The sequence below is a fragment of the Pedobacter mendelii genome (genome assembly GCF_014635725.1).
GTDB classification, from domain to species: Bacteria; Bacteroidota; Bacteroidia; order Sphingobacteriales; family Sphingobacteriaceae; genus Pedobacter; species Pedobacter mendelii.
Window position 1 is genome coordinate 42,905 of sequence record NZ_BMDJ01000007.1, and the last position, 19,146, is coordinate 62,050.

At 34.8% G+C, this 19,146-nt stretch carries 18 protein-coding genes; 4 read left to right on the forward strand and 14 right to left on the reverse strand.

Translation table 11 applies throughout. The features are described from left to right. The first annotated feature begins 4 nt into the window (after positions 1-4). Both tsaD and IEV50_RS12855 read left to right on the forward strand, forming a co-directional pair. A complete protein-coding gene (gene tsaD / locus IEV50_RS12850) occupies positions 5-1,006 on the forward strand; it encodes a tRNA (adenosine(37)-N6)-threonylcarbamoyltransferase complex transferase subunit TsaD (RefSeq protein WP_188414960.1) in 1,002 nt (333 codons plus the stop codon). Between the two features lie 225 nt (positions 1,007-1,231). Then, complete coding sequence (locus IEV50_RS12855; protein ID WP_188414962.1) at positions 1,232-1,435, forward strand: hypothetical protein; 204 nt, start codon at positions 1,232-1,234, stop codon at positions 1,433-1,435. Positions 1,436-1,598: 163 nt separating this feature from the next. On the opposite strand, the gene recA is transcribed toward IEV50_RS12855, so the two are convergent. The 5 genes from recA to IEV50_RS12880 all read right to left on the reverse strand — a co-directional run bounded on the left by recA (position 1,599) and on the right by IEV50_RS12880 (position 6,406). Further along, positions 1,599-2,612, reverse strand: coding sequence for a recombinase RecA (gene recA, locus IEV50_RS12860; protein ID WP_188415206.1), 1,014 nt, complete (start codon positions 2,610-2,612; stop codon positions 1,599-1,601). A 265-nt stretch (positions 2,613-2,877) separates the two neighbouring features. Continuing rightward, positions 2,878-3,543 (reverse strand): endonuclease III, encoded by a 666-nt coding sequence (nth, locus tag IEV50_RS12865; protein ID WP_188414963.1) that lies wholly within the window; start codon positions 3,541-3,543, stop codon positions 2,878-2,880. A 679-nt stretch (positions 3,544-4,222) separates the two neighbouring features. Then, the gene (locus IEV50_RS12870; protein ID WP_188414964.1) at positions 4,223-5,407 is read right to left on the reverse strand and encodes an MFS transporter; all 1,185 of its coding nucleotides are present in this window, start codon (positions 5,405-5,407) and stop codon (positions 4,223-4,225) included. A gap of 132 nt (positions 5,408-5,539) precedes the next feature. Beyond that, positions 5,540-5,734 (reverse strand): hypothetical protein, encoded by a 195-nt coding sequence (locus IEV50_RS12875; protein ID WP_188414965.1) that lies wholly within the window; start codon positions 5,732-5,734, stop codon positions 5,540-5,542. An 87-nt stretch (positions 5,735-5,821) separates the two neighbouring features. Next, positions 5,822-6,406, reverse strand: a complete 585-nt coding sequence (locus tag IEV50_RS12880) for an RNA polymerase sigma factor (RefSeq protein ID WP_188414966.1) — start codon at positions 6,404-6,406, stop codon at positions 5,822-5,824. A gap of 262 nt (positions 6,407-6,668) precedes the next feature. Here IEV50_RS12880 and uvrA point away from each other — a divergent pair, with 262 nt between their 5' ends. Beyond that, positions 6,669-9,482, forward strand: a complete 2,814-nt coding sequence (gene uvrA, locus IEV50_RS12885; protein WP_188414967.1) for an excinuclease ABC subunit UvrA — start codon at positions 6,669-6,671, stop codon at positions 9,480-9,482. 8 nt (positions 9,483-9,490) lie between these two features. Further along, positions 9,491-10,144: a LysE family transporter gene (locus IEV50_RS12890; protein ID WP_188414968.1), complete on the forward strand. Its 654-nt coding sequence runs from the start codon at positions 9,491-9,493 to the stop codon at positions 10,142-10,144. Positions 10,145-10,336: 192 nt separating this feature from the next. On the opposite strand, the gene IEV50_RS12895 is transcribed toward IEV50_RS12890, so the two are convergent. The 9 genes from IEV50_RS12895 to vapB all read right to left on the reverse strand — a co-directional run bounded on the left by IEV50_RS12895 (position 10,337) and on the right by vapB (position 19,142). Beyond that, positions 10,337-10,870 (reverse strand): OmpA family protein, encoded by a 534-nt coding sequence (locus tag IEV50_RS12895; protein ID WP_188414969.1) that lies wholly within the window; start codon positions 10,868-10,870, stop codon positions 10,337-10,339. Positions 10,871-11,297: 427 nt separating this feature from the next. Further along, positions 11,298-12,332 carry a DUF2157 domain-containing protein gene (locus IEV50_RS12900; RefSeq protein WP_188414970.1) on the reverse strand — a complete coding sequence of 345 codons (1,035 nt, stop codon included), beginning with the start codon at positions 12,330-12,332 and terminating at the stop codon, positions 11,298-11,300. A 179-nt stretch (positions 12,333-12,511) separates the two neighbouring features. Beyond that, positions 12,512-14,725, reverse strand: a complete 2,214-nt coding sequence (locus IEV50_RS12905) for a cation:proton antiporter domain-containing protein (RefSeq protein ID WP_188414971.1) — start codon at positions 14,723-14,725, stop codon at positions 12,512-12,514. A gap of 206 nt (positions 14,726-14,931) precedes the next feature. Continuing rightward, the gene (locus tag IEV50_RS12910; RefSeq protein WP_188414972.1) at positions 14,932-15,945 is read right to left on the reverse strand and encodes a bifunctional riboflavin kinase/FAD synthetase; all 1,014 of its coding nucleotides are present in this window, start codon (positions 15,943-15,945) and stop codon (positions 14,932-14,934) included. 183 nt (positions 15,946-16,128) lie between these two features. Then, positions 16,129-16,989, reverse strand: coding sequence for a YitT family protein (locus IEV50_RS12915; RefSeq protein ID WP_188414973.1), 861 nt, complete (start codon positions 16,987-16,989; stop codon positions 16,129-16,131). Next, a complete protein-coding gene (gene truB, locus IEV50_RS12920) occupies positions 16,986-17,717 on the reverse strand; it encodes a tRNA pseudouridine(55) synthase TruB (RefSeq protein WP_188414974.1) in 732 nt (243 codons plus the stop codon). The genes IEV50_RS12915 and truB overlap by 4 nt, the downstream gene beginning before the upstream one ends. 26 nt (positions 17,718-17,743) lie before the next feature. Next, entirely contained in the window at positions 17,744-18,538 is a 795-nt protein-coding gene (locus IEV50_RS12925) for an undecaprenyl-diphosphate phosphatase (RefSeq protein ID WP_188414975.1), read from the reverse strand. A 65-nt stretch (positions 18,539-18,603) separates the two neighbouring features. Continuing rightward, positions 18,604-18,939, reverse strand: a complete 336-nt coding sequence (locus tag IEV50_RS12930; protein WP_188414976.1) for a type II toxin-antitoxin system VapC family toxin — start codon at positions 18,937-18,939, stop codon at positions 18,604-18,606. Further along, on the reverse strand, positions 18,939-19,142 hold the full coding sequence (vapB, locus tag IEV50_RS12935) for a type II toxin-antitoxin system VapB family antitoxin (RefSeq protein WP_188414977.1): 204 nt from the start codon (positions 19,140-19,142) through the stop codon (positions 18,939-18,941). Before vapB ends, IEV50_RS12930 begins: the two co-directional genes overlap by 1 nt. Between the last annotated feature and the right edge of the window lie 4 nt (positions 19,143-19,146).

Here is a 19,146-nt window from a genome sequence, read left to right on the forward strand (position 1 = left end):
TAATTTGTCTGTTATACTTGCTATCGAGTCCTCTTGCGATGATACATCTGTCGCTATTTGTAACAACGGCAAAATTACGGCCAATGTTATTGCAAACCAAACAATTCATGAAAATTATGGTGGTGTAATCCCTGAATTGGCTTCAAGGGTACATCAACAGAATATCGTTCCGGCAGTTCATCAGGCGTTGATAAATGCAAAGGTTACAAAACAAGACATAAATGCTGTAGCTTTTACACGTGGTCCGGGTTTATTGGGTTCGCTTTTAGTGGGTGTTTCTTTTGCCAAATCTTTTGCGTTGGCTTTAAATATACCGCTAATTTCTGTCAATCACATGCATGCACACATATTAGCTCATTTTATTGATGATCCTAAACCTAGCTTTCCTTTTTTGTGCTTAACGGTTTCTGGTGGCCATACTCAAATTGTGCTGGTGAAAGATTATTTTGATATGGAAATTGTAGGCGAAACTTTAGATGATGCAGCAGGAGAAGCTTTTGATAAAACAGCTAAAATTTTGCAACTTCCTTATCCTGGCGGACCATTAATTGACAAGCATGCACAATTGGGAAACGCCGCAGCATATAAGTTTGCCGAACCAAGAATTGACAATTTAAATTTTAGTTTTAGTGGTTTTAAAACTTCTATACTTTATTTTATCCGGAAACAAGAACAGGAAAACGCTAATTTTATCGTAGAAAATTTAAATGATATTTGTGCCTCAGTTCAGTTTAGCATTATTCAGATTTTGATGAATAAATTGAAAAAAGCAGCAAAGCAATTTGGAATTACAGAAATTGCCATTGCTGGTGGTGTTTCTGCTAACTCTGGTTTAAGGAACACATTACAAGAAACCGCTGTTGAATTGGGATGGAAAGTTTATATTCCTGCGTTTCAATATTGTACAGATAATGCAGGAATGATTGCAATTGCAGGTTACCACAAATTTTTAAAACAAGATTTTGTAGGACAGGAAGTTTCTCCAATGGCAAGAATGGAGTTTTAAGTAAGGTTAATTGTTTATAAGTTGGTTAAATGAAACTTGTAATTGAGAACGGTAAATTTATTAATTGTTTTATCGCTGAATTATTGATCTCAAAGTGGAAAACTGAATAATTGTTGAGATTGGTTAGCAGGTTAACTTATAATTGAGAACTGTAAACTGGATAATTATTTTATTGCTAAATTGTTTATTGTTGGTTTGAAAATTGCCAACTGAAAATTGAATTATATGACAGGAGCATCATTAGTATTTTGGATAGTTTGCGCAATTCCTTTGATGGGAATTTTATACTATCTGATTAGGAAAGACAAAAATAAATTAAAAGGGAGCTGGGGAGTTATCATTTTAGGTGCTTTGTTAATAGCAGCAATTTTGGTAATCGTTTACATAACGAAAGATTTTAACGCTATTTTTAGTCAGGATAATAGCTAACTTATAGTTAAAAAAAGAGCCTGTCTCATAAATCAATTTATCTTTGCACCTTGTCAAGTTGAGCTTGTCGAAACGCCTTAAAAGGCAGTTTTACAGGTCCTTCTACAGGCTCAGGATAACATTTAGTATTTATGAGACAGCCGCTTTTTTAAAATTTTGAAGATTATTTTTCTTCAAGTTTATCGCCTGTTACTTCGGCTTTAATTTTAACTTCTAATTCATCAGCCAATTCTGGATTATCACTTAAAAGTTGTTTAACTGCATCTCTACCCTGACCTAATTTAGTATCTCCGTATGAATACCATGAACCTGCTTTTTTAATAATTCCAAAATCTACACCTAAATCTACAATCTCGCCGTTTTTAGAAATACCTTCACCAAACATCACATCAAATTCTGCGATACGGAAAGGTGGAGCAACTTTATTTTTAACGATTTTAACTTTTACTCGGTTACCAGAAACTTCGTCAGAATCTTTAATTTGAGAAATACGACGAATATCTAAACGAACTGAAGCATAAAATTTTAATGCATTACCACCTGTAGTCGTTTCAGGGTTACCAAACATTACGCCTATTTTATCACGTAACTGGTTAATAAAAATACAGCAACATCCGGTTTTTGAAATCGTTCCTGTTAATTTACGTAAGGCCTGACTCATTAAACGGGCATGTAACCCCATTTTACTGTCGCCCATTTCGCCTTCAATCTCACTTTTTGGTACCAGGGCAGCAACCGAGTCAATAACGATAACATCAATAGCGCCAGAGCGAATTAAATTATCTGCAATTTCTAGTGCCTGCTCTCCATTATCGGGTTGAGAGATTAATAAATTGTCTGTATCAACACCAAGTTTCTTAGCGTAAAACTGGTCAAAAGCATGCTCTGCATCAATAAATGCTGCAATGCCACCTTTTTTTTGTGCTTCTGCGATTATATGGGTAGCTAAGGTAGTTTTACCTGATGATTCTGGCCCATAAATTTCTATTACTCTACCTTTGGGAACGCCACCAATACCTAAAGCAATATCTAAACTAATTGAACCGGTAGAAATAAAGTCTATAGGCTCTATGGCTGTATCGCCAAGTTTCATTATCGTTCCTTTACCATAAGATTTCTCTAATTTATCTAAAGTTAATTGTAGGGCTTTTAGTTTGTCAGGATTCGCAGTACTCATATCTTTTTTCATTTTTTGATTGCGTAAATATAATTGATTATCGGCTAAAGTGGTCGTATGTTAAATAATTTATGTTACTAAAATATTTAGCTAAGTTAATTGTTTTTTAGCTAATATCAATAGTATTTTTTATTTTTTTTTAAGTTATGAGTTACAGACTGTGGGTTATGTGTTGTATTAAATTAGTTCAATCTCAACCTCAGCCTTAACCTCAGCCTCAGCCTTAATCTCAATCTTACCCTCAGCCTCGATCTTAACTCAATCCTCAGCCCTTCAATTTATCCCGTTCGTTTTGTGCCATTAATCTTTCAAAATAGCGGCACATATAAGTAATCTCACATACAGCACATTTAGGATTTCTGGCAACACAAACATATCTGCCATGTAAAATAAGCCAATGGTGGGCAATGTGAATATCATGTTCAGGAAGGTTTTTAACTAAATCTTTTTCTACGGCTAGAGGGGTTTTTCCATTGGTTAAGCCAAGTCGGTTGGCCACCCTAAACACATGCGTATCTACCGCCATTGCCGGAGCATTATAAATAACAGATGCAATTACATTCGCTGTTTTACGCCCAACCCCTGGCATTTTCTGCAACTCATCAACATCAGATGGTACAACTTCGTTAAATTGATTTACCAGAATATTTGCCATTCCAACCAAATGTTTGGCTTTGTTGTTAGGGTAACTTATACTTTTTATGTAATCAAAAACGATATCTGGAGTAACCTCGGCAAGTGCTTTAGCATTTGGGAAACGTTGAAACAATGCAGGAGTAACCATGTTAATTCGCTTATCGGTGCATTGAGCAGAAAGAATTACTGCCACTAATAGTTGATAGGGATTATTGTAATGTAACTCCGTTTCTGCATCGGGCTGCTTCGCCGAAAAATGTTCTACAAAAAGTTTATAACGTTCTTTTTTAAGCATCGGCAAATATAACAAGCAGATTTATAAAGCTTAGTAATTATTAGAAAAATCAAATTTGTGACTTGGTGCTTTCATCCTGCTTGTCGCTGTATCTTTTTTTTAAATCTTTAAAATATTCGGCACAAAAATTTTTTCTATCGTATGCTTTGGTTTTGATATTTACGGTGGCTGCAATAAAAACTATATTGTTATAATCAGAATTAATAAACTCAAAATGGTTCTGAAAACCTTCGCCGCTATCAAGGTTGTAAATTTGAATCAACGTTAATTACCATTAATTTTAAACATGATGGCAGCGGCAGCCGAGCTTTCTTGCGAGGCTACAGCGAACAGCAGGGCTGAAGATCTCCATAAGTACTGCCTTTTCATTTCCAAAATAATTTCAAACTGGTTTAAATATATCCTGCGGTTTATAATTTAGTAGCGCAAGGCTTGTATAAGAAACTAAATTTGTTCCCGTTTTACGCTTTACTTCGCTAACAGCCGAAATGGCTGTTGCTACGTGCTCGCTTCAATCGGGGCTATATTTGCAAATGTAGTGTTCCATTTTAACGGTTTGCTGGGTGCACAATCTTTTGTTTTTAAACCTGATGGTAGCGGCAGCCCGAGCTTTTTTGCGAGGCTACAGCGAACAGCAGGAGTAACAATTTTTTATTGCAGTAACCTTCGTTTTCAAAAATTAATGAAATGAAGTTACCGGCATCTTAACCTCATCAGTTGTGGTTTGGGTACTTTTTATTAGCCAAAATGCAAAGAAAGAACCAACCAAAGCCATTGCAGCACCCACATAAGCAGGTGATGTATAGTCAAAACCGTAAACAAGAGGAAGGCCACCAAAAAATGCGCCTAAAGCATTACCAATGTTAAAACTGGCCTGACTAGCAGATGCGGCCAGCATTTCTGAACCTTTTGCGCTTTGAATCATTAACATTTGAATTGGGGCAGCTAAGGCAAATGAAACAGCACCAGTAACAAAAGTCATTATTAATGCCAATGGCTGGCTTGCAGATATAAAATGAACAATTGTAAGCGTTACGGCCATTGTTATTAATAGTGCAGCCGATGCCTTTGCCGGCGAAAACTTATCGGCAAGTATGCCTCCAATATAATTTCCAACCATCATACCGAAACCAGCTAGCATTAAAATATAGGTTACTGCATTTGGTGAAAATCCGGCTACTTCTGTCATTAAAGGTGCGATGTAACTATACCAGGTGAATAGGCCGCCGGTACCTATAGATATCATAAAGATGATTATCCATGCCTCTCGTTTTTTAAAAAAACTTAGTTCCGCTTTTAAATCTCTGTTTTTTGTAGCTGCCAATGCAGGTAACCAAAGTTTCAGGCTCAATAAAGTAACAAGTCCAACAAAAACAACAACGGCAAAAGAAATTCGCCAAGAAAAATTATGACCAATAAATGTACCCAACGGCACACCAACAATGTTAGCAATGGTTAAACCCATAAACATTAAAGATACTGCCTGTGCGGTTTTTCCTTTTTCGGCTATGCGACTAGCAACTACAGAACCTACACCAAAAAAGGCACCATGCGGCAATCCTGATAAGAAGCGAGCAACAAATAGTGTATTAAAAGTAGGAGCAAAGGCCGAAAATGCATTAAACACGGTGAACATAACCATTAAAGCAATTAAAATCTTTTTCGGTGGATATTTTCCTGCAATCATGATTAGCAATGGTGCACCAATTACAACACCTAATGCATACGCAGAAATTAAATGCCCAGCCTTTGGAATGGTTACATTTAAATCTTTTGCAATATCGGGTAGTAGGCCCATCATAACAAATTCTGTTATGCCTATGCCTAAACCGCCTAAAGTGAGTGGAAGTAAGTTCTTGTTCATAGCGATACTTAGTGTTAAAATTACACTAAGCAAAGGTATAGCTTTTGAAAGAAGAATTTGTAATAAAAGTGTAAATGAAAGGCATAAAAAAAGCTGCTTCACTTTGTGATGCAGCTTTTTAGCTCGTGTAAATTACTTCTTTTTGCTGTAGGCTAATATTCTGCCTATCGATTCATCGGAAGGATTTTTAATTAATCCATCTAACTTACTTTTTATTTGTTCGTAAAATAAGTCGATTTCCGCATCAGATTCATTATCAATTGTTGACTGAAACATGTTTTGGGTAGGTAAATTTACATTTGTTTTTGATGTAGAGGTTTTTGTCATAAGCAACTAAATGTTATTGTTTTATAAACTTAACGATAGTTATTATGCTTTATTTTAAACCCTAAAACATTTTATGTAATATATCCGTTACCCTTTATATGTCATCTCTTTAGTTTTAAGCATCTTGCGCAAATTGCTTAATGCATATCTCATCCGGCCTAAGGCAGTATTAATACTTACATCGGTTAAATCGGCAATTTCTTTGAAACTCAAATCAGCATAGTGACGCATTAAAAGAACTTCTTTCTGTTCATCTGGTAATAAATGAATCATCGCTTTTAAATCTTTATGTGTTTGGTCGCGGAGCATTTTTTCTTCTGCACTTTCATCATAAAAGTGTAGCATATTGAATACATCCATACCATCTGAACTCGTGATGATAGGCGTGCGCTTCTCTTTTCTGAAATAATCGATGACCAGATTGTGCGCAATACGCATTACCCAAGGTAAGAACTTACCTTCCTCGTTATATCGTCCTGACCGCAGTGTATTTATTACTTTGATAAAAGTGTCTTGAAAAATATCTTCCGCCAGATATTGGTCTTTAACCAATAAATAGATAGAAGTATAAATTTTGCTTTTATGTCTTCGTAAAAGTTCCTGCAATCCGTTCTCATTCCCAGTAACGTATAACTTTACCAGGTCTTGATCATTATATGATTGTAAATTCATAGGTTTACCTACACTAAATCCCGTACTATTTGCTAAAAATTAATTTGTAAAAGTTTAATTTCTATAGCTGCTCTCCTATGTTTTTTGAATGTGTTAGTTTGGTTTTGAGGTTGTTAATATTCAAAGAAAGTGTTTTTTTTATCAAAAAACAAAAAATAAAATGTTAAAAAATAAATTAACGGCCTCAGTACCCTATTTTTGTATATTATTTATAAAACCCAATTATGCCAAAAAGGGTTATATTTTACATCTGTTATAATACATGAGCAAAAAAGAAGCCGAAAAAGATCCGCATAAAAATATAATCATTAAAGGTGCGCGTGTGCACAATCTTAAAAATATAGATGTTGCCATTCCGAAAAATAAATTGGTGGTAATAACAGGTATGTCAGGTTCTGGCAAATCATCACTCGCTTTCGATACGCTTTACGCTGAAGGTCAGCGCCGTTATGTAGAAAGTTTATCATCTTACGCCCGTCAATTTATGGGTAGAATGAACAAACCTGATGTAGATTATATTAAAGGTATTGCGCCTGCAATTGCTATTGAACAAAAGGTAATCACTTCCAATCCACGCTCTACGGTAGGGACATCAACAGAAATATATGATTATTTAAAATTACTTTTTTCCCGTATTGGAAAAACGATTTCTCCAATTTCTGGCAAGGAAGTTAAAAAGGATTCGGTAAGCACAGTTGTAGATTATGTAAGTGCTTTACCTGAAGATACAACAGTTACTATTTTTTGCCCGCTATATCCGCATAATAACCGTACAATTAAAGAGGAACTCGCCATTTTATTGCAAAAGGGTTTTTTAAGGGTTTTGATTGATAATAAAATTGAAAAAATAGAATCTGTTTTAGATGATGCTAATTTTAAAGATGTTGAATTAACGGATGATAAAACTGTACAGATATTAATCGATAGGATTGTAACCGATAACGAAGAAGAAACCCTTAGCCGTTTGGCAGATTCAGTGCAGACCGCATTTTTTGAAGGTAAAGGTGATAGTTATGTTGAAGCAGAAGGTAAAACCAAGCATTTTAGCGATAGATTTGAGCTCGATGGAATACGTTTTGAAGAACCAACACCCAATTTTTTCTCTTTTAATAATCCTTATGGTGCTTGTAAGCGTTGCGAAGGCTACGGAAATGTAATTGGTATTGATGAAGATTTGGTTATTCCGGATAAAAGCAAAAGTGTTTACGATAATGCAATTGCGCCATGGCGGGGAGAAAAAATGAATGTTTGGGTGCAAAATTTTATTAAAGCTGCACCAAAATTTGATTTCCCGATACATCGCTCATACAGCGGATTAACAGAAAAAGAACAACAATTATTGTGGAGCGGTAACAAGCACTTCGCAGGTTTAGATGCTTTTTTTAAAGAGTTAGAAGAGCAAACGTATAAAATTCAATACCGCGTAATGCTATCTCGCTATCGCGGAAAAACGATATGTCCGGATTGTAAAGGCTCTCGGTTACGCAAAGATGCATCTTATGTAAAAATTGCTGAAAAATCTATCATCGATGTGGTATTAATGCCGTTATCAAAAGCTTTAATTTTCTTTAACGATTTAAAACTAAATGCTAATGATACAAAAATAGCCAAACGTTTATTGGCAGAAATAGATAACCGTTTTCTTTACTTAAATAATGTTGGATTAGGTTATTTGACATTAAATCGATTATCAAATACTTTGTCCGGTGGTGAATCGCAAAGAATTAATCTAGCCACTTCATTAGGAAGTAGCTTGGTTGGTTCTATCTACGTTTTGGATGAACCGAGTATAGGTTTACATCCACGAGATACCAATAAATTAATTGAGGTTTTGATTTCGCTTAAAAATGTTGGTAATACGGTAATCGTTGTAGAACATGAGGAGGAAATGATGCGAGCTGCCGATTACATTATTGATATCGGACCAGAAGCTGGAACCCACGGAGGGAACTTAGTGTTTAGTGGTGATTACGAAGAAATTTTAAAAGATAAAAAAAGCTTAACCGGTAGGTATTTGGCAGGATTGGAGAAAATTGCCATTCCTGAAAAAAGGCGCAAGTGGAAAGACCATATTTTAATTAAAGGTGCAAGAGAAAACAACCTTCAAAATATCGATGTAAAATTTCCTCTTGGTGTTTTTACAGCTGTAAGTGGTGTTTCAGGTTCAGGAAAAACCAGTTTAGTGAAGAAGATTCTATATCCCGCCTTGCAGAAAGCAATCGGAAATTATGCTGGAGAACAAACGGGCAGTTATGACGGAATTTTTGGCAATACAGATTTAATCAGCCAGGTTGAAATGGTAGACCAGAATCCGATTGGCCGTTCGAGTCGATCAAACCCGGTTACCTATGTTAAAGCCTGGGATGATATTCGCGCATTGTTTTCAGGTTTGGCGGCAGCAAAAGCAGCAGGATTAAAGCCCGCCGCATTTTCTTTTAATGTAGAGGGTGGTCGTTGCGATGTTTGCCAGGGCGAAGGTGAAGTTAAAATCGAGATGCAGTTTATGGCCGATATTTATCTGCCTTGCGAAGCCTGTAGCGGTAAACGATTTAAACAGCAGGTTTTGGATATTACCTACAAAGAAAAAAATGTATCCGAAATTTTAGAAATGACGATTGACGAGGCTGTCGATTTTTTCAAGGATGAACAAAAAATCCTTAATAAATTAAATCCACTGGTTGATGTTGGCTTAGGTTATGTCCATTTGGGTCAATCATCAAATACGTTATCAGGCGGAGAAGCGCAACGGATTAAACTTGCATCGTTTTTAATTAAAGGGAATAATGCAAATAAAACCTTATTCATTTTTGATGAACCGACTACTGGCTTACACTTTCACGATATTAAAAAGTTATTGAAAGCACTAAATACATTAATCGAACAGGGCAACACCATTTTGGTTATCGAGCATAATATGGATATGATAAAATGTGCCGATTGGGTGATTGATATTGGCCCTGAAGGGGGAGATGGCGGAGGTAAGTTGGTTTTTGAAGGCGTTCCTGAAGAATTGGCTAAAACTAAAAATTCTTATACCGGAAAATATTTAGCATCGCATTTAAATTTAAATCCATAATTTCGGTAATGCTTTTTATAACGTTTTTCTTAGGCATCATGCTCAATGCCATGGGTTATATCCCCCCTGGTAATATTAATCTTACTGTAGCTCAGCTTGCTATAAACAAGGGTATGCGGCAGGTTTGGTATTTTATTCTTTCATTTTCTTGCATAGAAATCTGTTTTACATTTGGTATGATGCGATTTGCCCGTTGGGCGATGAGCGATATCAATCCTAATTCGGCAGTAAGTGAAGTTAGACTTGGAACTTTGGTAGATTGCTTTATGATTCTCATGTTCATTGTAATGGGAACCATAACCTGGGTAAATCGTAAAAAAGCTCCGAAAACAAGTAAAAAAAAAGAAGATAAAAGAAGTGGTAGTGTACTTTACGGTTTAATACTTGGTGTATTAAATCCTGTTCAAATACCTTTCTGGTTGTTTTTTGGTAACTACGTTATCCTTCACGAATGGATTAAGACAGACTATCTTTCGCTGATAGTTTTTAGTGTTGGTTCGGGATTTGGGTCAGCACTAGCACTTTACTTTTATGCACATTTCGCAACCTATATTCAGGAGAAATTTGCACTAAGCAGCCTAATTATTAATAAATCAATCGCTATTTTCTTGTTTGTTCTTGCAGCTTATTTGATCGTGAAGCAGTCAATAATTATATTTTAATAAAATTTCGTATTTTATTTAACTGTAAAGAGGCTGTCTCATAGATACGAAATATTTCCGGAGCCTATCGAAGGACTTACAAAACTGCCTTTTAAGGCATTTCGACAAGCTCAACGTGACAAGCTGCGAAGATAAATTGATTTATGAGACAGTATCCTTATAATTTATAAGTTTATGCCTTATATCTATATATTAATTTTGAACTTTAATATCAGTCCTTCTGTTTACCATTCTTCCTTCTTCAGTATTATTACTGCTGATTGGTTCTTTTTCGCCATGACCAACAATTGTAAAATTAGAAGCACTAAGACCTGCATTTACAAAATAAGATTTTACCGCATTCGCCCTATCAACCGATAATGACATATTATGTTCAGGTGTACCTTCAGCCGATGAATGGCCATTAAGCACAAATTTTGTATCGGGCGACTTTTTCATTTCCATTACTGCTTTATCCAATATTGGGAAAGAAGAGGTTTTTAAAACGAATGAGTTAAATTCAAACTGAATATTATCTAAGTTAAAATCAGGTTTTTCAATTGGAGCAGATCTTTCAGGCTCCTTCTGAGGTGCAGGTTCTGGTTTTTTTTCTTCAACTGGTGTAGCAGTTTTTTCTATGGGTGCAGAAGTAGGTTTAACCACTAATTTTTTTGCTTTGCAAGAATACATGGTTAGTGAAGATAATCCGATGAGCACTGTAAACAGAAGATTTTTTGTCAAATTCATTTTATACTGATTTAGGTTTAACAGCTTATTTAATTCAAACAAGTTGTTTATAATTACAGCTATAACGACATTTTTTAAAAGAACTTGCATTAGGCGATTAACCAAAATAAGAATCAGTAATTTGGTTTTGTTGATTTTGTGGTTAATGAAATGAAATAAATTGATTTCCTTTTTTAAAAAATCTCGTTTATTTAATACTTTGGTTTTAGTTCATTAACAATGAGGTATAATACTAGTAAAAATTTGCTTACTTGTTTCCTGGCTTGGTATATTTTACTACTTATGCACTTTTATCCTGACCAAGAATAATACGAATGGCTTTATTTTAATAGACCATCTTTAAGCTGTATCGAAGTTATTTACTTTTCATTTTAATACAGTTAATTTTTATACTAATAATTGTAAGGAAAAATTTATCAGTTGGTGTTCACTTCAAAAACTCTACATTCCAAATCTTCTCAGCTTTTCTACCAATTAACCAAAAAGATGCAGCTAATACCGAAAAGAATAAAGCTTTATGCCAGCTATCCCAAAAATATTCGAAATAACGGGTATAAAGATTGATGAAGAGAAAAGTAATCCCAAATTCTCTGGCAATATCATCATGGTATTTTAATCCGAAAACGGTGCTAGCTACACAAACTCCTGCAGAAATTAAAGCCCAATAAAATAGGTTTAATTGCCTTACGGTATACCATTCTTCTAAACTGGCAAAGTTGCCGAATACAGATAATGCCCATAAAGAAATGAAAAGATAAACCATCCCTGCTATGTAGGTTACCTGAAAGAAATGCTGCGTTTTCGGTATCGCTTTCATTATGAAAGATGCTGCGGTTAACACTGCACCAAATACTACAAAACGTAATGGATAATTCATTCCGAGGAAATAATAATTCCAACGGCTTAAATAACCTGTTTCTGTTCCAAACCAGGCACCAAGAGATATTAAAGCAAAAATCCAGATTAATCTTGAGGTAAAAATGTATCCTAAAGTGCCATAAATGAAAACTGAAATCAATATAAGAATAGAAAAATTACCCGAACCGTTATCAATGGCTTTACCAAAATAAGCAATGGCGTTGGCTGTTAATAGAATTGCTGAAAATACAATAGCTTCGTTGCTAAATTTTAAATGTGCCAGTTTCTTCTTTCTTCTGAAACCCAAAATATATAACCAAGCTGCTAAACCACCTGATACAATTGCGATAACTATATTAGGTGTATTGTAAACGCGTTTTAAATAATTGAGTATGGTGTTATCGATTAATAGCGAGCCGAGTGCAATAAATCCGCAGGCCAAGGCAACCCAAAATGCATATTGTGCTAATCTCAACCAATCGAAATTTTTAGCTTCGTAGCTTTTACGTAGTTTATTACTTGTTTCTTCGTTTATGAATCCATCACTTTGCCATTGCTCAATCATATCATCAAGAAACTCACTCTTTTCTCTGTCAACTTTCATAGGTTGGGTTGTACGCGAAGATATAAATTAGTATCAATATGTGAATGTTAAGTATCAAGATGTGAGTATCTAGTATCAAGATGCGGGTATTAAGTATCAAGGTGTGAGTATTAAGTATCAATATGTGAGTATCAAGTATTAAGATGTGAGTATATAGTATTGAGGCGCACAACTGATAGTTAAATCACTTTTTTAATTTTCTTATTGTTTCCAACAATCCAAATCACATCACCATTATCGAAAATAAAATCTGATGAGGGATTTAAGATTCTATCAGCGCCACGTTCAATACCAACAATTAATGCTTGCGCTTTTTCACGAATGCCTGCATTTCTAATGCTCATTCCATAAACTGGCGATTCCGTATTTATCACCACTTTCTGCAAAGTCATTTCATTATCAGGGAAACTTTTCTCCTGCTCATTTTCTGGCATGTCTATCTCTAAAATTGATTTTACGGCAGCTAGTTGGTCGTCGGCTCCAATTAAAAGTAATTTATCATTTGGGTAAAGTCTTTCCTCTCTTCCTGGGGTTGGAATAGAATTTCTTCCACGTTCAATCATGGCAATATTAACACCATATTTTTCACGAATCATTAGTGCTGATAAAGTTTTACCCACAACTTCCGACTCTGGTGAAACCGTTAATTCGGCCAAATGTGTATCCCATGGTAAAATTGCTGGTTTTTGGTTTTCACGAGCATTCAGATTCAACATGAAACGTTTCTCTAATTTATCATAGAAAGATTGTAATCTTCGAGAAAAAATAATCATCCCTATAACAATTAAACCTAAAGCAATTCCCGCCGCAACCCAGGTATCGAAAAATTCATACATTAAAAATCCAACAAAGAAAATTCCTAGTGCAATTCTGAAAAATTCAATAGCAATTAATGGTCCTCTGGTGTATTTTTTATTTAGCCAAAGATGCGAATAAGCTGTTTTTTGAATCCTTCGGATAGACAATGCCCAAAGAAAAGGTGCCATTAAAATAAAAGATACTACAATACTTATGATGATTGAAGTTAGGCTGTTAGCAATATTTTTAACGATAAAAGGCTGAACATAACGATAAGTAAGAAAGATAATCGCGATAATAATAACCGAATGAATGATGGTATTGAAAATGTATGAACGCAGCAATATTCTCCAATCGCTTAATGTTGTGATACCTTCAGTACTAGAACTATATCTATCTATCCCATCAAGCCATTTTTGTGGTAAAACACGTTTCAGAAATTCGTAAAAAGGCTCAGAAAGTTTGATGAGGTAAGGCGAAGTAAATGTTGTTATGGCTGCAGCAGCAACGGCAATAGGGTAAAGAAAATCACTTGTTACTTTTAACGTTAAGCCCAATGAAGCGATAATAAATGAAAACTCCCCAATTTGTGCCAAGCTCATACCCGATTGAACCGAAGTTTTTAAAGGTTGTCCCGACAATAATGCACCTAGAATGGTAAAAAGGATTTTGCCAAAAATAATTACGGCTGTTGATACCAATATGGGAACCGCATATTTAACCAACATTGCCGGGTCGATAAGCATCCCAACGGAAACAAAAAATACCGCTGCAAATAAGTCTTTTACAGATTTGGTTAAATGTTCTATCCTTTCGGCTTGTGTAGTTTCTGCCAAGATAGAACCCATGATAAATGCACCAAGGGCAGGAGAGAAACCAACTTTATCGGCTAGTAAAACCATAACTAAACATAAGGCTAATGATACAACCAACATGGTTTCATCGTTCATTAGCTTTTTAGTTGCTTTTAAAAATGATGGGATAAGAAATATGCCACCCAAAAACCATAATACCAGGAAAAATGCAAGCTTTAAAATAGAGAAAAGCATTTCCGTTCCGGCAGATTGCTGACTTACCGCTAAAGTTGAAAATAGTACCAATAGCAAAATGGCTACTAAATCTTCAACAATTAAAACTCCAAAAACTAAGCCTGCAAATTTTTTATGCTTTAAACCAAGTTCTTCAAAAGCTTTTATGGCTATCATTGTTGATGATATGGAGAGAATTCCACCGAAAAATAAGCTATCCATATCTTTCCAGCCCATCGCTTTACCAGCTAGATAGCCTGCCAAAATTATAAATAACACCTTAACGATAGCTGTGATAGATGCCGAACCGCCAACCTTAACCAGTTTTTTGAAACTAAACTCTAAACCTAAACTAAAAAGAAGAAAGATTACGCCAATTTCACCCCAAATATTAATACTTTTTGTATCGGTTACTGTTGGAAAAAAGCTTAAATGTGAACCAACCAAAAGGCCAGCTAAAATGTATCCTAAAACTAAAGGCTGTTTAATGCTTTTAAATATTAATGTGGTTATCCCTGCTGCGGCAAGTATTAAACCTAAATCGGCAATTAAATCGGGTAGGTGCATGTAGTAAAATTTGGTACTGAGGTAGTAATATACAAAACTATAGTTGAGCCATAGATTTTTTATGAGATAGATTCGTTACACCTCAATAAATAATACTTAAATTTTACCAGACTAGATGTTTTCAGATTTAAGCAAATTTATCACACCAAATTTAAAAACAGGTTTTATCTTAAATCATTTTGCAACAAGAATTACCTAAAAAGGATTTACTCTGATTCCAACGATTTGAAGTAGCCAAGCGTATTTTCTTTGTCTTTCTGCAGTTGTAGTTTCAACGCATCCAAGCCGGTAAATTTTACATCATGGCGAAGAAATTTTAAAAAGTTCATCTTAATATCCTGACCATAAATTTCCTGATTAAAATCAAAAATATTAACCTCAATATTTCTGGTCATACCGTTTATTGTAGGTCGCTGGCCAATATAAGCCATACCTTTAAATGTTGAGTATTGAGAATCTAAAACCGAAGTGCTATTTCTTGAACGTTCATCTATAGCAAGATTTGTTTGTGCAGGTTCAAGGCTCATCGTTACAGTAACGGCATAAATTCCATCGCCTGGAATCAGTTTGTAGGTTTCCTCTACAAAAATATTAGCGGTTGGGAAACCTATGGTTCTTCCAATTTTATCGCCCTTTATTACCCGTCCATAAATGGAAAAAGGATAACCTAAATAATCTGCGGCTAAACTAACATCACCAGCCAAAAGTGCCTGACGAATTTTAGATGAACTTACCGCAACATCATGAATATCCTGTTCCATAATTTCTTCAACGGTGAAATCAAAATGCAATCCAGCAGCCTTTAAATCAGATAAATTTCCTGAACGGTCTTTACCAAAGCGATGGTCGTAGCCGATAATTATGTGTTTGGTGCCGATGTTATTTACTAACGTGTTTTTAATATAATCTTCAGGTATCTGATTGGAAAAATCTCTTGTAAAAGGCGTAATTATAAGATGATCAACGCCAAGGCTTTTTAAAATTTCGGCTTTTTCGTTAATTGTACTAATCATTTTCAAATCCTGATTTTCCGGGTCAATAATCATTCGTGGATGTGGGAAAAATGTTAAAATAACGCTTTCACCTCCATCAGCTTTTGCTTTTTCTACCAGTTGTTTTATAATTTTTTGATGACCAAAATGTACGCCGTCAAAAGTACCGATAGTTACAATGGCATTGTTTAATTTATTAAAATCGCTAAGGTTATGGTATATTTTCAAGGGTATTTTTTTATTTAATTAGGTTTTGCATGAGGGATGGAAGCGGTATCCCCCGATTTAAGCATTGTTGTTTATTATTTTGCGGCATGCTTGCTTGTTTCACAGGTTTCATCGGGGATTTTTAGCGTACAGCCCGACCCCTTGCGTAGCTTGGGGGCATGCCGAAATTATTTTCTATTTAGTTTAATGTAGTGCATGTCGTTTTACCACACCACCTTTTAAATCGGCAATTTGTTGTTGTATTATAAATGCATCGGCATCAATTTGTCTTATGGCTGTTTGTAATTTGCTCATTTCCAGTTTGGTTACCACCGTGAAAATAATATCAATATCTTTTTTCTCGCCGTAACCGCCTTCACCCTTGTAAATGGTTACACCACGTTTCATATCGGTGATTATGTAAGCTTTAATGGCTTCCTGATGTTCGGATATTATGGTTACACCTGTATATTGCTCGATACCATTTACTATAAAATCGATTGTGCTGGACGCCGATAAATACGTTAAAATTGCATATAAAGCTGTTTCGATATTTAAAAAATACGCGGCAAAGGCAAAAATTATAATGTTTAGGATAAGTATAATATTTCCTACCGTTAGTATGCTATTTTTACTAATGTAAAGTGCTAATACTTCGGTTCCGTCAATCACGCAACCTCCCCGCATGGCAAGCCCGATGCCGCCGCCAAGAAATAAACCACCAAAAAATGCGATTAGTAATTTATCGTGTGTTATTGGTTGAAATGGCAATACAATTAAAGCAATTGAAAGGGCTGTAATGGCTATAGCGGTTTTAAAAGCAAAGCCTTTTCCAATTTGTTTATAACCTAAAAAAATAAATGGAATATTAATAATTACGATTAAGTAAGATAAATTCCACCCGGTTAAAGTACTTAACAATAAGGAAATTCCTGTAACACCTCCATCAATAAAGTGGCTGGGCATTAAAAAACTTTTTAAACCAAAACAAGCTGATGTAACACCTGCAGCAATTAAAAGAATTTCTTTTATAAATCTGGTGTTCTTGTTTTTTATGTTGTTCATGCTTCTTCTTGCGCTTTGGCTTCTTCTTTCTTGTTACGAATATAATTAACCAGTTCTAAAACCTCAAATGAATTCTCAAGCAAAAAATTTCCGCTGCGGGTTCTGGTCAATTTTGAAAGGTACGCTCCGTTGTTTAAATTTTTACCAAAATCAGAAATTAAAGAACGAATATATGTGCCTTTACTGCAAACAATTTTGAAATCAATTTCAGGTAATTCTATTCTGGTAATTTCAAATTCGGGTACGTTAACAAAGCGTTTCCTAAGCTCTACTTCTTCACCTAAACGTGCTTTTACGTATAAACGTTCTCCGTTAACTTTTACCGCAGAATGTGCTGGGGGATATTGTTCTATATCGCCAATAAAAGGTTTAGTGGCGGCATAAATTTCGTCTTTAGTAATTTTACTGATGTCGAAAGTTTTATCAACTTCGGTTTCCATATCGAAAGAAGGCGTTGTAGCGCCTAAAATCAAGGTGCCTGTATACTCCTTTTCTTCTGCCTGGAAAGTATCTATTTGTTTGGTTAATTTCCCTGTGCAAATTATAAGCAATCCTGTTGCTAACGGATCTAAAGTGCCTGCGTGGCCAACTTTGAGTTTTAATGGTTTTAAAGAATTACGAATTTTGCCCACCACATCAAAAGATGTCCATTTGTATGGTTTGTTAATTAATAGCAGTTCACCTTCTGCGAAATTGAAATCTTTAAATTTTGAATTTTCTGTACTCACAAATCTTTTTTGCGCAAAGATACAGATTATATAATTTGTAGGTTATGGCCAGATAATAACAGAATGATGATGATTAAGCCTGCTGCAATTCTATAATAACCAAACACCTTGAAACCGTGTTTGTTTAAATATCCGATGAAACTTTTAATAGCTAAAAGTGCAACAATAAAAGCTACAACATTACCAATAATTAACAAGTTAGTTTGCTCGTGCGTAATGGTATTTCCTTCTTTATAAAAATCGAACAGCTTTTTTGCTGTTGCTGCAAACATGGTTGGCACAGCTAAAAAGAATGAAAATTCTGCTGCTACTTTTCTGCTTAATTTTTGTGTCATACCACCCACAATTGTTGCTCCAGAACGTGATACGCCAGGAATCATAGCAATACATTGAAAAAAACCTATTTTTAAAGCTGTTAAATAAGTGATGTTTTCTTCTTCATTTATGGTCGGTTTATTAAACCATTTATCAACAAATAATAAAATTATACCGCCAACTAAAAGAGATATACCAACAGCCATCGGACTTTCTAATAGCTCATCTATTTTCTTGCTTAATAAAAGACCAAAAACAGCAGCTGGAATAAAAGCAACCAAAAGTTTGATGTAAAAATTAATAGATTTAAAAAACCTTTTAAAGTAGAGTACAACTACCGAAAGAATGGCGCCCAATTGTATTGCAATGGTAAAGAGTTTAACGAAAGGATCTGTCGCTATGCCCATGAAGGATGATGCGATAATCATGTGACCGGTACTTGATACTGGCAAAAACTCGGTTAATCCTTCGATAACTGCTAGGATAATGGCTTCAAAAGAATTCATAAGAATTTGTTAATTGGCTATTGCCAAAGTAATTTTGTTTTATATTTTTTTAATTTTTCATCCTTCTATATCAAGGTTAGGTCTTCGGCAATTGCTTGGGATACTATTCTATCGAAAGGGTCATTATTGAAAAATTCAAGATTTAATAACGTTGTTAAATGAGTTTCATTGATTGCTATGATTTCTGTTTGATTACGTTCCGCAAAACGATATAAATCATTAAACCCAAGATTTATTGTAAGTTTTCCAATTTGCATTTTTATGGCAATTTCCCATAAAGAAGCAATGCTTATAAAACAAGATTCGTTAATGTCAGAAATTTTTGTTTTTAACGTGGCTGGTAATTGATTATCGCCGGCTACGAACCATAGAAATGTATGTGTATCTAAGAGAAAGGCCATCAAATATAATCTGCAAACATATCTAATGGCTCATCGAAATCATCTGCCAATTTAATTTTGCCCTTGGCAAATCCAAATTCACGCGATTTTATTTCCGGTTTATTTTTATGTTTTGTTTTGATAAATTCGACAAAATCTGCAACCTCTTGCCTAAGATTCATAGGCAAAGAATTAATTTCTATTTGCAAATTAGTTGTTGTCATACTA